13 protein-coding genes are annotated in these 14,498 nt (G+C 28.7%); 6 read left to right on the top strand and 7 right to left on the bottom strand.

Annotation, left to right across the window (positions count from 1 at the left end; all coding sequences use genetic code 11):
* Nucleotides 1-13: 13 nt before the first annotated feature.
* The 3 genes from Q1A46_RS06580 to sucC all read right to left on the bottom strand — a co-directional run bounded on the left by Q1A46_RS06580 (nucleotide 14) and on the right by sucC (nucleotide 3,092).
* The gene (locus Q1A46_RS06580) at nucleotides 14-361 is read right to left on the bottom strand and encodes a hypothetical protein (RefSeq protein ID WP_299675588.1); all 348 of its coding nucleotides are present in this window, start codon (nucleotides 359-361) and stop codon (nucleotides 14-16) included.
* 799 nt (nucleotides 362-1,160) lie between these two features.
* The gene (locus Q1A46_RS06575; protein WP_299675585.1) at nucleotides 1,161-1,505 is read right to left on the bottom strand and encodes a hypothetical protein; all 345 of its coding nucleotides are present in this window, start codon (nucleotides 1,503-1,505) and stop codon (nucleotides 1,161-1,163) included.
* Nucleotides 1,506-1,895: 390 nt separating this feature from the next.
* Nucleotides 1,896-3,092 carry an ADP-forming succinate--CoA ligase subunit beta gene (gene sucC, locus Q1A46_RS06570; protein WP_299675582.1) on the bottom strand — a complete coding sequence of 399 codons (1,197 nt, stop codon included), beginning with the start codon at nucleotides 3,090-3,092 and terminating at the stop codon, nucleotides 1,896-1,898.
* 268 nt (nucleotides 3,093-3,360) lie between these two features.
* On the opposite strand from sucC, the gene Q1A46_RS06565 reads away from it, so the two are divergent.
* The 4 genes from Q1A46_RS06565 to Q1A46_RS06550 all read left to right on the top strand — a co-directional run bounded on the left by Q1A46_RS06565 (nucleotide 3,361) and on the right by Q1A46_RS06550 (nucleotide 7,980).
* Nucleotides 3,361-5,859: a DUF5916 domain-containing protein gene (locus tag Q1A46_RS06565; RefSeq protein ID WP_299675579.1), complete on the top strand. Its 2,499-nt coding sequence runs from the start codon at nucleotides 3,361-3,363 to the stop codon at nucleotides 5,857-5,859.
* 88 nt (nucleotides 5,860-5,947) lie between these two features.
* Nucleotides 5,948-6,610 (top strand): ABC transporter ATP-binding protein, encoded by a 663-nt coding sequence (locus tag Q1A46_RS06560; RefSeq protein WP_299675576.1) that lies wholly within the window; start codon nucleotides 5,948-5,950, stop codon nucleotides 6,608-6,610.
* Nucleotides 6,611-6,644: 34 nt separating this feature from the next.
* A complete protein-coding gene (locus Q1A46_RS06555) occupies nucleotides 6,645-7,478 on the top strand; it encodes an AraC family transcriptional regulator (protein WP_299675573.1) in 834 nt (277 codons plus the stop codon).
* A gap of 103 nt (nucleotides 7,479-7,581) precedes the next feature.
* Nucleotides 7,582-7,980, top strand: coding sequence for a heme-binding protein (locus Q1A46_RS06550; protein ID WP_299675570.1), 399 nt, complete (start codon nucleotides 7,582-7,584; stop codon nucleotides 7,978-7,980).
* A gap of 113 nt (nucleotides 7,981-8,093) precedes the next feature.
* Here Q1A46_RS06550 and Q1A46_RS06545 read toward each other — a convergent pair whose 3' ends face one another.
* From Q1A46_RS06545 to Q1A46_RS06530, 4 genes are all read right to left on the bottom strand, one after another.
* A complete protein-coding gene (locus tag Q1A46_RS06545; RefSeq protein ID WP_299675567.1) occupies nucleotides 8,094-8,555 on the bottom strand; it encodes an AidA/PixA family protein in 462 nt (153 codons plus the stop codon).
* Nucleotides 8,556-8,856: 301 nt separating this feature from the next.
* On the bottom strand, nucleotides 8,857-9,606 hold the full coding sequence (locus tag Q1A46_RS06540; RefSeq protein ID WP_299675564.1) for a LytTR family DNA-binding domain-containing protein: 750 nt from the start codon (nucleotides 9,604-9,606) through the stop codon (nucleotides 8,857-8,859).
* Nucleotides 9,606-11,339 (bottom strand): tetratricopeptide repeat-containing sensor histidine kinase, encoded by a 1,734-nt coding sequence (locus Q1A46_RS06535; protein ID WP_299675561.1) that lies wholly within the window; start codon nucleotides 11,337-11,339, stop codon nucleotides 9,606-9,608. The genes Q1A46_RS06540 and Q1A46_RS06535 overlap by 1 nt, the downstream gene beginning before the upstream one ends.
* Before the next feature lie 78 nt (nucleotides 11,340-11,417).
* A complete protein-coding gene (locus Q1A46_RS06530) occupies nucleotides 11,418-12,026 on the bottom strand; it encodes a hypothetical protein (protein ID WP_299675559.1) in 609 nt (202 codons plus the stop codon).
* Nucleotides 12,027-12,237: 211 nt separating this feature from the next.
* On the opposite strand from Q1A46_RS06530, the gene Q1A46_RS06525 reads away from it, so the two are divergent.
* Nucleotides 12,238-12,951, top strand: coding sequence for a DUF3667 domain-containing protein (locus Q1A46_RS06525; protein WP_299675556.1), 714 nt, complete (start codon nucleotides 12,238-12,240; stop codon nucleotides 12,949-12,951).
* A 15-nt stretch (nucleotides 12,952-12,966) separates the two neighbouring features.
* Entirely contained in the window at nucleotides 12,967-14,451 is a 1,485-nt protein-coding gene (locus tag Q1A46_RS06520) for a S10 family peptidase (protein WP_299675553.1), read from the top strand.
* Nucleotides 14,452-14,498: the final 47 nt, after the last annotated feature.

Genomic DNA, 14,498 nt, shown 5'->3' with positions numbered 1-14,498 from the left:
TATATATAACTATCTAAACTACTGAGATCATCTTTACTGGCAATATATAAATTGCTTTAGATTGAACTTTAGTAGATAATTTCTTATAGTTTAATCTATCCTTAATAAAACTTGCTATCTGTTTTACATTAGAATAAGAATTTACTGATAATACAACAATCTCGTTATTATCATTAACAGTAAACTTTACAGTTACATTCATATTCTTCTCTACTTCAAATCCTGGATCCTTTAATAAGCTCTGGATTTGTTGGCTCACCTCTATACTAACCTTTTTGTTTTCCTCTGTTGGGTTTGTGGCAAATGTCATCGAACTAGATGCAAATGCAAATACTAATAATAATAATTTAATTGATTTCATAGTGATCGTTTTTTTAATTGTCATTTAATGATTTTTCTGTTAATAAAACATTTAACATTGTGTTAATAATGATCCTCTATTTTGACTTGCAAATCTGATGTAAAACTACAACAGGAAAACAATACCAATGTTATCCCTATTTTAACAAAAAACGGCACTATTCTTACGAAAACGGTTGAAATTTTTTCGATCGTAAACCCTGAAAAACAATAAAAAACATTTCTTTGTCAATTTGTAAAAAAGTTGAGTTATAAAATTATGATTTCACAAATTTCTTTTCGCTATTTTATCAATCTCATGTAATTAAGCCTTATTTTAATTTACATTAAATTTACTTTTTATTAACTTTAAATTTACAATAAAAAACAAGCCTATATACTACAACGTTTGCATTTTAACCAAATCAAACACATAACATATTAAAACATGATTTAAAGCAGTTTTTTACTTGAATTTTACCACTTAAAAACGATACTAAACCGCAAAAGAATTCTTGTTTCGTCTTAATTGAATAAAATGAAACTATTTTTTTAATTGAAAACAATAAATTTTTGATGCTTAATTAAGAGGTAAAAATAATTACAGATAAGAATATTATTAAAGATAAAATCTTTACAATGAAAAAACAGAATTTATTATATGTAATAAATTCTCATAAGGAGATTCAAAACGTATTCTTTTAGATAAAATTGAATTTAAAAAATAGGGAAGTATAAATCGTGCTGAAGAATTAAAAATTATAGCAAAAAAAAAGCTTCATAATATATTATGAAGCTTTAAAAATTAGTTATCGTGTAACTTATTTCTTAGAAACCATTTTAACTGGTAATGTATAAACTTTAGCATCTATCTTTTCAGATAATCTTTTATAGTTTAATCTACTTTTAATGAATTCTTCTACTTGGTAATTGTTTAATGTAGAATTTACCGACAAAACTACTATTTCATTTCTCTTATTTACTGTTAAACGTACAGTAACATTCATATCCTTCTCTACTAAAAAATTAGGATTCTTTAATAACTTTTGAATTTCTTGACTTATTGTTGATGATATTTTCTTATCAGCAGGATTTGTGTTCGTAGCATAAACAATAGAACTAAATGTAAATGCTATAGCAATTAATAATGATTTGATTGACTTCATAGTGGTAGACTTTTTTTTGTTTCTGTTTTTTTAATTAAATTGATTACGTTTCTTCTCTTTAACTTTTGTTAATCGGGGGGCTTAGTTATAGCGCTTAACCATCACAAAAATATAACAGTCTACCAAACAAAAAGTTACCTATCAATTAACAAATAGATAGGTATTAGTTATCAAAAACAAATATTAATGTTAATAATAATATTTTAGTTTAACATAAAATTAAACACCTAAAAAACAACACTTTAATTCAAATCCAATTTTATTATTAACCTCGCAAAACATTCTAGATAATGAATGTATAATATTTAAAAAAGTCCAACAAAAAACCCCATTCCGTTAAGAATGAGGTTTACTATATTTAATTAAGAATTAGTTTACACACTAATATCTTTATGCTTTTAACACTTCACCTACTTTATCAGCAGCTTCTTGGAATTCAGTAGCAGAAATGATTTCCATTCCACTATTATCAATTAATTCCTTTGCTTCTTTAGCATTTGTTCCTTGTAAACGACAAATGATAGGCACATTAATTTTATCTCCCATGTTTTTGTAAGCATCTACAACACCTTGTGCTACACGATCACAACGTACAATACCTCCAAAAATATTTACCAAAATTGCTTTTACATTTTGATCTTTTAAAATGATTTCAAAAGCAGTTTCAACACGCTTAGCATCAGCTGTACCACCAACATCTAAAAAGTTAGCTGGATCACCACCTGCTTGCTTAATTAAATCCATAGTTCCCATTGCTAAACCAGCTCCGTTTACCATACATCCAACATTTCCATCTAAATCTACATAATTTAATCCTGCAGCTTTAGCTTCAACCTCGATAGGATTCTCTTCACGCTCGTCTCTTAAAGCAGCATAGTCTTTGTGACGGAATAAAGCGTTCTCATCTAAAGTTACTTTAGCATCTACAGCTAAAATTTTATCATCAGAAGTTTTTAATACTGGATTGATTTCAAATAAAGCTGAATCAGACTTAACGTAAGCTGTATATAAAGCAGTAACAAATTTTACCATTTCTTTTAAAGCTCCACCGCTTAGACCTAAGTTGAAAGCAATTTTACGAGCTTGGAATGGTAATAATCCTGTTCCTGGATCAACCTCTTCAGTAAAAATTAAATGTGGAGTTTCTTCTGCAACAGCTTCAATATCCATACCACCTTCAGTAGAATACATAATCATGTTTCTTCCTGTAGCACGGTTTAATAAAACTGACATATAAAATTCATTTGGCTCGCTATCACCTGGGTAGTAAACATCTTCAGCAATTAAAACTTGATTTACTAACTTACCTTCAGCAGAAGTTTGAGGTGTAATTAACATCATTCCTAAGATATCGTCAGAAATGCTCTTTACCTCATCTAAATTCTTAGCTAATTTAACTCCTCCACCTTTTCCACGTCCACCTGCGTGAATTTGAGCTTTAATTACGTGCCAACCAGTTCCTGTTTCTTCAGTTAATTTTTTTGCTGCCTCTACAGCTTCTTCAGGAGTACTAGCAACGATACCGCGTTGTGTACGAACGCCGAAACTACTTAATATTTCTTTACCTTGATATTCGTGTAAGTTCATTCGTTATGAATTTTAAAAGTCGAACAAAAATACAAATTCAATTCAAACTAAAATAGCTTTGACACATTAAAAAATTATCATTTCACTTTTCTTTTAGATGAATTTTTCTTTGAATTCTAGCTCTCCTAAAAATTTGTTAAAAAAAAATAAATCTGTAACGGTCTATTTTTTCGCTGGTCTTTACTGTAATCGATCATTTTTTTCTAGAAAAACAAACACACTATAAATCTATTACACTATTTAACTATTATCAAGTGCTATATTAAAAATGAAAAAACTAACTATATTACTAATCATTTGTGTATTAAATATAATCCATACAAATGCCCAAGTAAACACCAAAAGAAAAAAACTTTCAGCTACAAGAATAAGCTCATCTCCTAAAATTGATGGGAATTTAGATGACACTGTTTGGCAAAATATACCTATTGCTAAAGATTTTGTTGAGTTTAGACCAGACAATGGTAAGAGTGAACTATCTGATTATAAAACAGAAGTAAAACTTATTTACGATGATAATGCAATTTATATTGCTGCGAAAATGTTTGATCCCAATCCAGATAAAATCCCTTCAGAATTCACTAATAGAGATAATATTGGTAACACCGATTTTTTTCTAATTACGATAAACCCTAATGATGATGGACAAAATCCTTTTGAATTTATAGTCACAAGTTCAGGAGTTCAAGCAGATGCTAAAATTTCTAATGGTAATGAAGACTTTAATTGGAGTGCTGTTTGGGATAGTAACGCTAAAGTTACAGAGAATGGATGGGTTGTTGAAATGAAAATCCCCTACAGAGCTTTACGTTTTGCTAATCGTGAAATACAATCTTGGGGAATAAACTACCATAGAAGAATCCAAAATTTAAACTCACAGTACACTTGGAATCACATAGACAATAGTATTGGAAGATGGACTCAATATGATGGATTGATTGAAAACTTTAAAAATATTTCTCCACCTACTCGATTAAACTTATATCCTTACGCATCTGGAACAGTAATTACTGAAAATGGAAATACAGATACAGATTGGAGTGTTGGTATGGATATTAAATATGGTTTAACAGAAAACTTCACATTAGACGCTACATTAATTCCAGATTTTAGTCAAGTTGGTTTTGATAATGTACAATTAAACTTAGGCCCGTTTGAACAACAATTTACAGAGCAACGCCAGTTTTTTACTGAAGGAACAGAGTTGTTTTCTAAAGGTCGCTTGTTTTATTCAAGAAGAATTGGTGGTTCTCCTACTGATCAATTTAACGTAGGTGAAAACTTACAAAATGATGATGATTTTATTGCTGGAAAAAAAATAAATGAGGAAATAGTTGATAATCCAAATAAAGTTCAAATGTTGAATGCTATAAAAATTTCAGGAAGAACAAAAGATGGATTAGGTATTGGTTTTTTTAATGCAATTACTGAAAAAACAGAAGCTACAATTGAAAGAACAGAACAAACTCAAATTGGTACCGAAGTTATCACAACTAAAAGTCAACGTAAAGCAGTCACTGAACCTTTTACCAATTACAATATTATGGTATTAGATAAACAATTCAATCAAAATTCTTCTATCACTTTAATTAACACTAATGTTACTAGAGATGGAAGATTTAGAGATGCAAACGCTACTGGATTATTATGGCATGTTGAAGATAAATCTAGTACATATAATATTGATGGTAGTTTTAGAATGACAGATATTAGTGACGATCCTGCTAATGCAACAACTGGTTATTCTTTCGATACCAGTATTGGTAAACAATCGGGTGCTTGGCGCTGGGAAATTGGATATAATTTTGAAAATAAAGATTTTAATCCAAACGATTTAGGAATTCTTTTCAGTAATAATGAACAAACTATTTATGGTTTCACAGGTTATCGTCAATTAAAACCTGTTGGAATTTTTAATAACTTCGGTGTGAACTGGTGGTATAATGTTAACTTTCAACATGAATCTGGAATATATACGGGTACAAATACTGGATTATCATTTTGGTCTGAAACTCGTAATCGATTTAATTTTGGTGGAAATTTAAACATCAGAACTACGACAAAAGATTATTTTGAACCAAGACAAGGAAGTACTTCTGGAGTTTTCTTTGAACGTCCAACAAGAGTAAATTTTAATCATTGGGGAAATACTGATTTTAGAAAAAAGCTGTCTTTAGATTACTTTTTCTATCATACTTTCTTTGATAATATAGAAAAAGATGCTTATGGTTTCGGGCTTACTCCTAGATATCGTTTCAACAATCGCTTTTCTATGACATATTCTTTTGAGTACAATCAGGTAGATAATGATTTAGGATATGTAGATCAATTAGACAATGGAGATATTATTTTTGGTGATCGTAACAGAAGTACTTATGAAAATTCTTTATCTGGAAAATATAGTTTTAACACTAATGCTTCTTTATCCTTAACTTTTAGACATAACTGGAGTAAAGTTCCTTATCAAGAGCAATTATTAAAATTAAATACGACTAATGGACAATTAATTCCAAGTACACACACAGGAAATTACGATAGAAACTTTAATAGCTGGAATTTAGACTTAAACTATGTTTGGCAATTTGCTCCTGGAAGTCAATTAATTGCTTTCTACAGAAATTCTATTAATCCGAATTCAGACTTTGCTCCTGCCGATATTGGTTTTTCAGATAATATTAATCGTCTTTTTGATGAAAATATGAGACATACATTCTCTTTACGATTGGTATACTTTATCGACTATAACAATATTAAAAATCTTTTCTAACCATGCGTTAGTTTGTTTTTGTAAGAAATCAGATTATATCTTTTAGTCTGATTTCTTTTTTTTACATTCGTTGTATCGAATTCGTAACATGATTACAGGAAAAAATATACATAAAAGTTATGGTGATGTTGAAATCTTAAAAGGTGTAAACGTCAAAATTGAAAAAGGAGAAATTGTAGCTATTGTTGGACCTTCTGGTGCAGGTAAAACCACTTTATTACAAATCTTAGGAACATTAGATAAGGCTAACCAAGAACAAAACTATCAACTTTTTATCAACGATATTTCTATAAAAGGACTTTCTGGAAACGAACTCGCAGCTTTTAGAAATGAACACATCGGTTTTATTTTTCAATTCCACCAATTACTTCCTGAATTTACTGCTCTAGAAAATGTTTGTATTCCTGCTTTTATTGCTAAAAAAGGAAAAAAAGAAACAGAAAAAAGAGCAAAAGAACTACTTGAATTCCTTGGACTTTCTCATAGAGAAAATCATAAACCTAGCGAACTTTCTGGTGGTGAACAACAACGTGTTGCTGTAGCCAGAGCTTTAATTAATAGTCCTTCTGTAATTTTTGCAGATGAACCTTCTGGTAATTTAGATTCAAGTTCTGCCAAAAACTTACATGAATTATTTTTTGAACTTCGTGATAAATTCGGGCAAACTTTTGTACTAGTAACTCACAATAAAGAATTGGCAAACATGGCCGATCGTACTTTAGAAATGAAAGACGGTGTTATTGTTGAATAACAAGTTACTTTAAAATTGTAAATCATTTGCATTAATGCGCATAGAAAATATACCTGAAAGCTACATAGCAAACGGCAACCTAAATAAAAACTTATTTATTTATGACTTAAAAATGACCGAAACTGCTATTAAAACTAAGGTAAATTTAAATATGCACATGTTTAGTTTTTTACAAGTAGGAAAAAAACAGGTTCATTTCCTTGATACTTCTGTTATTGTAGACAATAAACAATCGATACTTATTCCTAAAGGAAATTGTTTATGGAGCGAGTTACTTGATAAAGAAAACACATACTATTGTAAATTACTTTTCTTTTCAGAACAACAATTAATTGATTTTTTGAACAAGCATGTTACCAAAGAAAATTCTTCAAAAGAAATTCCTTCTTATTTTGTTATTGAAAATGACGCATACATTACAGCTTATCTAAACTCATTAACATCTATAAGTAATTCTACTCTGGAATTTACAGAGAACTTACTTGCTGTTAAGTTTGAAGAATTATTACTATATCTACAAAGTAAATACAAAGATAAATTTAACAACTATTTACTTTCTCTAGTTCATAAAGAAAAGACTTCTTTTAAACATAACATCGAACAAAATGTTTATTCTTCTTTATCATTAGAAGAGATTGCTTTTCTATGCAATATGAGTTTATCTACTTTTAAACGTCATTTTATAAAAGAATATAATTTATCTCCAGGAAAATGGTTTCGTGAAAAACGTTTATTGAAAGCCAAAACTATTTTAGAAGAAGGAAAACTTAAAGCCTCTGATATTTATTTAGAATTAGGTTATAGTAACTTACAAAATTTTAGTAGTGCCTTTAAATCAAGATTTGGTATTTCTCCATCTTCAATTTAAAATTGACCTTTTTTCATAACAATATGGACTTTAATCGTTAACTCGTTTCTTCAGTCTGATTCTATTTTTGCCTCAGAAATTTTAAGACTAAAAAATAGAACACATGAATATTACTTTAGAACAAGCAGAAAAAATAATTGTTGCTGCTAAAACTAAATCAGTTGAATTAAATACTAAAATGAACATTGCCGTTGTAGATTCTGGAGCTAATTTAATTGCTTTTGCTCGTATGGATGGAGCTTGGTTAGGTTCTTTAGATATTTCAATAAAAAAAGCAAAAACAGCTCGTTTCTTTGATATGAATACAGGAGTAATTGGTGAATTATCTCAACCTGGCGGTTCACTTTACAATATTGAACATTCTAATGGAGGGCTAATTACCTTCCCTGGTGGAGTTCCTGTAAAAGATGCTAATGGAAATATTATTGGAGCCGTTGGAGTTAGTGGTAGTACTGTTGAAAATGATCATGCTGTAGCTGAAGCTGGTGCAACAACTATTTAAAATTTATTTTGAAATTCAATAACAAAAGCCGACAAATAAGTCGGCTTTTCTTTTATTGTTGTACTGTAATTGTTGGATCCCATTGAAAATATCCGAAAATACTTAAATCTGTATTATAGACAAAACTTCAATCCGTAATTTTCTGTTCCTTTATTATTAACTGTATTTTGAGCAAACCAAAAATCTTGGTCTATCATTTTAATAGTTAAAGGATTAAAAGTTTTTGGAGCTAATGTTGTATGTAACCCAAAAGATTGAAGATTAAAATTAGGGTTATTAAACACATCATCTCCTCCGTACTTAAACATGTCATATAAAATTACAGGCTGATCAAAATTATTGAACTCAGATGTTGCATAAAAACGTACAACATCTCCTTGAGTTGCAGAAAAACTTAAATCACCTGTTCCTTCTACTTGTACATTACTACCTCCATCAGAAATTACCATAAATTGATATTGATGACCTATTGGAGTTGGGTTAAGTGCATCTTTACTAACTTCATTTCCATTAAAATCACTCATAATTTGAGTTGTATCTATTATAATGTTAATGTTTATTACTTTGTTTGGCATTTTGATTCCCTACTCTATTTATAATTCGGCTTTTCAGATTCCGCCTTTGGTTGCTTTCAGTCCAAGTAGTCAAAAAAGTTTCATTTTAAAATTCCTGAATACTCAGTAGTGTTTAAACTTTTAACTATTGAACTTACTTATAGAAATAGATTGCTAGCGTTTAATTTCTGATGCTAAATTATTTAGAAACAAGGGTTTATATTGCAGCGTTGTTATGAAGTTGAAAATATGCTACATGAAATGGTGATATAATTGTATTAAATTATACCTGAACTAATAAATAAAGGAGAAAATTTAAAAACTATTTTAAAACTAATGCTTTTTTAAGAAGGTCTTTATATTTATCGCTGAGTGTTACTTTATAATTTTCTGATAATAGAATTAAACGATCATCCATAAATATCTCTTCTATTTTTTGAATATTAACTACTGTATTTCTATTTACTCTACTAAATATACTTGTGTCTAGTAACTCTAGAATTTTAGTCAACGAGATTAAAATCACAAACTTTCCTTTCTCTGTGATGATATTACAGTAACGACCTTCTACTTCAATAAAAATAATTTGACTAAGCAGCACTTTTTTTAATGAACTACCTTTTTGAATATATAAATGATCTTGGGTTATAATGGTATCTTTATCTCCACTAGTAACAGCTTCTTTTTGTCCATAAAATTGTTCCATAGCACTACTTATAGAAAACAACAACTCTAGCTCATTAAAAGGCTTTACCATATAATTGAAAGGCATAGTTGCTTTGGCTCTTTCAAACAATTCTTTATCTATTGAACTTGTTAGAAATAAAAATGGTTTTTTAGGTTTTTCTAACTGATTTATAGTTTCTGCAAATAGAATTCCTTCAGGATGTTCTCCTAAGAAAACATCAATAATAACCAAATCGATATCTTTTTCTTGTATATAAATAGCCAATGCATCTTTAAAGTTATCAGCAGAACCAATTATATTATAATCATTTCCCTCTAATACCTCTACAAGAGCTTCTCTTTCCAAAGGGTTATCTTCTACAACTAAAACATTTATTTTTTCCATTAATAGGCGGCTTTTGGTAAAGATACAATCATTTTTGTTCCTTTACCTAATTGACTTTCTATTGAAAATTTACCTTTATTTTTTTGAATCATCGATTTACACAATTGCAATCCTAAACCAGAACCTATTATCTTTTTATGACTTCTTTCATTTACAGTAAGTGTTGTGGAATTTTGAAGTTTTAATCGAGTCGTTTCATCCATACCTATACCAGTATCTTCAAGTATTATCGTAACATAATTCTTATCTTCTTCATTGGTATAAAGCTTAATATCACCACGCTGATTTGAAAATTTAATTGCATTATCTAATAAATTTCTAAAAATAATTTTTAACGACTCTTGATCTGCCAGAATTTTAACTGAAGTTGCTATGTTATTTTCGAAGTTCAGTTCTTTTTCTATAAATAATGGTTTGTAATTGTATGCAATATGTTCTATTGCTCTAAATAATTGTATTTCTTTAACTTCAAAATAAGATTGTTTGGTTTGAAGTAACGCCCAATTTAATAAATTATCTAATAATTGATAAGCAGAATTCACAATAGTACTATTCTCTTTCAGAAGTTTTTGGGTTAATAAAGTATCATTTGCTGTTACATTCTTCAATAATTTTTTATTACTTAATTTTAACGTATTAACCGAAGAACGTAAATCATGACTCACAATAGAAAAGAGTTTATTCTTCGTTTCATTTAACTCATCTAATTTTTTATTTTGAGCTGAAATAACTTTATTTGTTTTTAGTTTATCGCTGTAAAAATAGCTTCCTGCTAACAACAACAAGATTAAAAATCCAGCTGAATAAAGGAGAAATTTTCGCTCTGCTTCTTGTATCTTATTTTCAGCCTGTAAATCATTTAATTCTCTTTGTTTTTGTTGAACTAAATATTCTTTCTCTCTTTTTATTGTAGCTATTCTTTTTGCTTCGCTTTGAACAGAATCTTTCCACTTCTTATGTTCTTCAAAATAAGGTAATGCTTTCTTATAGTTTTTACGATTTTTTTCTACAACATACATATTTTTTGCAGCTCTACTTTTAACAGTGAAATCGTTTATACTTAAAGATAAATCGTAAGCTTTTTGATAAAGTGGTATTGCAATATCATCCTGATACTGATCATAATACAAAGTGGCTACATTTCCATAAGAATTAATTAAACCTAGAGTATCTTTTTTTTGCTCTAAAATTTTTAAACTTTCTTCAATATACTTTTTTGAGAGTTCATATTGTTTTAAGTGTAAGTAACAGGTTCCTATATTTTCTAAGACACTAGTTCTTTTAATAGTTTTTCCTTTGTAAGTTTGAGTCTTTTGAAATTTTTGAAAATATTTTAATGCTTTTTTATAGTTCTTTTCCACCAATAACATCTCTCCTAAATACATATCGATTCTTTCGTAGAAAAAAAAATCTTTAGACACTGATTGAAACTCATTTTTTGAATCCTCAAATAATTTTTTCTGTTTAAAACTATACCCTCTGAAAAAATGACAATAATCTATAATTTTACTATCATTTTGAGGTATACTCAATTCTTTTAATGAATAAATTAAAGTTGAATCCCATTCTTTGTTTAAAAAGTAAGATTGAACCTTTTTAAAACTTTTCGATTTAAACTCATCGGTATGTGTTTTTACCTCTTTAAAAAAAGGGGAAAGAACAATTTTAGATTGACTATATACATTATTCTGTAATAGTATGAATAGAATTAGGAGGTTTCTATAGAATAACACAGAGAAAATTAATTTTACCCTTAAAATACAAAAAGAGGAGAAAAACCCCTCTTTTCAATATCATAAATTAAATATAAATTAATTATCTCCTGATTGAACAGCTGTTTCTGTTCCTCTTGAAGTTTCTGGATCTCTATTAATTAAATATGTACGAACCATTTTTATTTTTTCTAATGGTACAGGGTTACCTGCAGCACAACAAACAGCGCCTTGATTAAAGTTCACCTCAAAAGGATAGTAATTATATTCACTTGCTAATTCTTCAGCATGCGTGAAAGTGATATAAATATTCATTTGATAGTCTCCAGAAAAATCTAATCCGAAATTATAAAAAACTTCAAAATTATTAATTATCCCAAAACTTTTATTGATAAAAGCTACACCATAAACCAATAAAGCTTCTGATGTATCACACTCGCAATCTTCTTTGATTCCTCCTTTGAAATAAGCTTTCACAACTGTAGGCAATAAACTATCTGAATCTCTATTATTTATTTTTATCTGAGGAATCTCACCTACTTCCCCCAGATTGAAATTTATTTTTGAATTGTATAAAATATTCTTCCCTGGTATTTGCATTAAATGTTTACATTTTCTCTTTTTTCTATCTTTCTCAAACTTATCATCTTGTTTAATTTCTTTTATAGTTTCTAAAATCTTTTTTAAATAAAAGTCTTCTGTATTCATACTAAATATTTTAAGGTTATTAATTAATGTTATAGAATTGTATTTTAAATGAACAATTCTATAACAAAGAGAAAAGAAAAAACATCTGAACTTGATTGAAATGTTACAAAGCATTAATATCTCTGCATAAAACAACTTATTTAATACATAAAAAAAGTTGTTAAGATCACTTTAAAAGTTTTCTTTAATTTTATCGGAAATATTAAATTATATGATTTGTATTTCATGTGGTCATGAACATGATGAAAAATTTTGCCCAAATTGTGGTGAGAAAAGAGACACTCCTAAAATAACTTTTGCCTCTACTATTACAAGTACTGTTGCTACAGTTACTAACATGGATAAAGGTTTTCTATACAACTTAAAAAACCTAACTTTAAATCCTAAACATACTATTGAAGAATATTTAAAAGGAAAAAGAAAACGAATTTTTAATCCTATTTCCTTTTTAATCATTGCTATTACTGCTTATTTAGTTCTTGAATCTTTTTTTAGTATAGCATCTATAGCTTCAGAAAAACAAGTAAATGCCGTTAAAGGAACTTTACCTTACAGAATAGGTTCTACTGGAGCCGCTTTTATTTATAATTATTTTAAATTCTTTTGGGTATTTACCGTAATTCCTCTCTCGTTAATTACAAAACTATTTTTCAGGCGATATAATTTTGCTGAGCATATTACTATAAATTCATTTATACTAGGCCACTTAACTTTAATTGTTGGTAGCATTAGTTTTCTAATCTTTAGAATACCATTAATTTTAAACCCTTTTATTTTTATCGCTTTAACGTGGTACATCTATAGAGTATTTCATCAAAAAAATGATAAAATAGGATCATTTATAACCGCCTTTGCTTCCGTATTATTTTTTATCATAACTTTATTTGCAATAATCGTCATACTGGGATTAATCAACCTTATTTAAAAATCTATATACCAAATGAAAAAACTCACTCTATTATTATCCTTTTTCTCATTTCTATTTATAAATGCTCAAGACATGAGAATTCCTGTAGATACTACTGTAATAACTAGTAATACAGTTACAATAAAAGGAAAAAAAGTTAGCTACAAAGCTCAAACAGGTACACAACCTGTTTTTGATGCTAATGGAAATATAAAAGCTACTTTATTTTATACGTACTATCAAAGAACAGATGTTCCAAATCAGTCGGAACGCCCTTTAATTATGTCTTTTAACGGTGGACCTGGCTCGGCTTCTGTTTGGATGCATATTGCTTATACTGGACCTAAAGTTTTAAAAATAGATGATGAAGGTAATCCTATTCAACCATATGGAATAAAAGATAATCCGTATTCTGTTTTAGATGTTGCTGATATTGTTTTTATAAATCCTGTAAACACCGGATATTCTAGACCTGTAGTAAAAAAAGGAGAAAAAGTAGATAAAAAATACTTTTTTGGAGTAAACGCGGATGCAAAATATTTAGCGGATTGGTTAAATACTTTTGTTACAAGAAATAACAAATGGAAAGCTCCTAAATATATTATTGGTGAAAGCTATGGAGGTACAAGAGTAATGCAGTTAGCCTATGAACTACAAAGCAGACAATGGATGTACTTAAACGGAGTTATTATGGTTTCTCCTGCAGATTATAAAATCATCCGTACTGAAAGTTCAGAGAATTTAGCAGTAAATTTCCCGTATTTCACTGCTGCAGCATGGTATCATAAACAATTACCTCCTGCACTGCAACAAAAAGATTTACTAGAAATTCTTCCAGAATCTGAGAACTTTGCAATAAATAAACTTCTTCCAGCTTTAGCAAAAGGCGGTTATATTGGTGAAACAGAAAAAAATTCTATTGCAGAACAAATGGCTTATTATTCTGGAATAGATAAAAAAGTAATTCTTCAACAAAATTTAGAAATTCCTACTTCTTACTTCTGGAAAGAATTATTACGAAATTCTTCAGGTAAAACAGTTGGAAGATTAGATAGTAGGTATTTAGGTTTAGACAGAACTGAAACCGGAACACGACCAGATTATAGCCCTGAATTAGTTTCTTGGTTACATTCTTTTACTCCAGCTATAAATTATTACACTCAAAATGTTTTGAACTTTAAAACAGACGTAAAATATAATATGTTTGGTCCTGTAAGACCTTGGGATTTTTCTAATAATAATGCTAGAGAAAATTTACGAAAAGCTATGGCAGAAAATCCTTATTTACAATTGTTAGTACAATCTGGTTATTACGATGGAGCAACTACGTATAGCGCTGCTAAATATACTATGGGGAAAATAGACCCTAGTGGAAAGTTAAAAAACAGAATGTCTTTTAAAGGATACAGAAGTGGACATATGATGTATTTAAGAAAAGAAGATTTAGAAAAAGCTAATGATGATTTAAGAGCTTTCATTTTAAAAAGTTCTAAAAACGTTGGTGCTGCCAAATATTAATTAATCTGTAACTTTTTTGAGTTTCTACATACTTATTGGTAAATACC

This window comes from uncultured Tenacibaculum sp. (genome assembly GCF_947502995.1).
Lineage (GTDB): Bacteria > Bacteroidota > Bacteroidia > Flavobacteriales > Flavobacteriaceae > Polaribacter.
The sequence above is the reverse complement of the archived record's forward strand: the minus strand, read 5'-3'. Positions and strand labels throughout refer to the sequence as shown.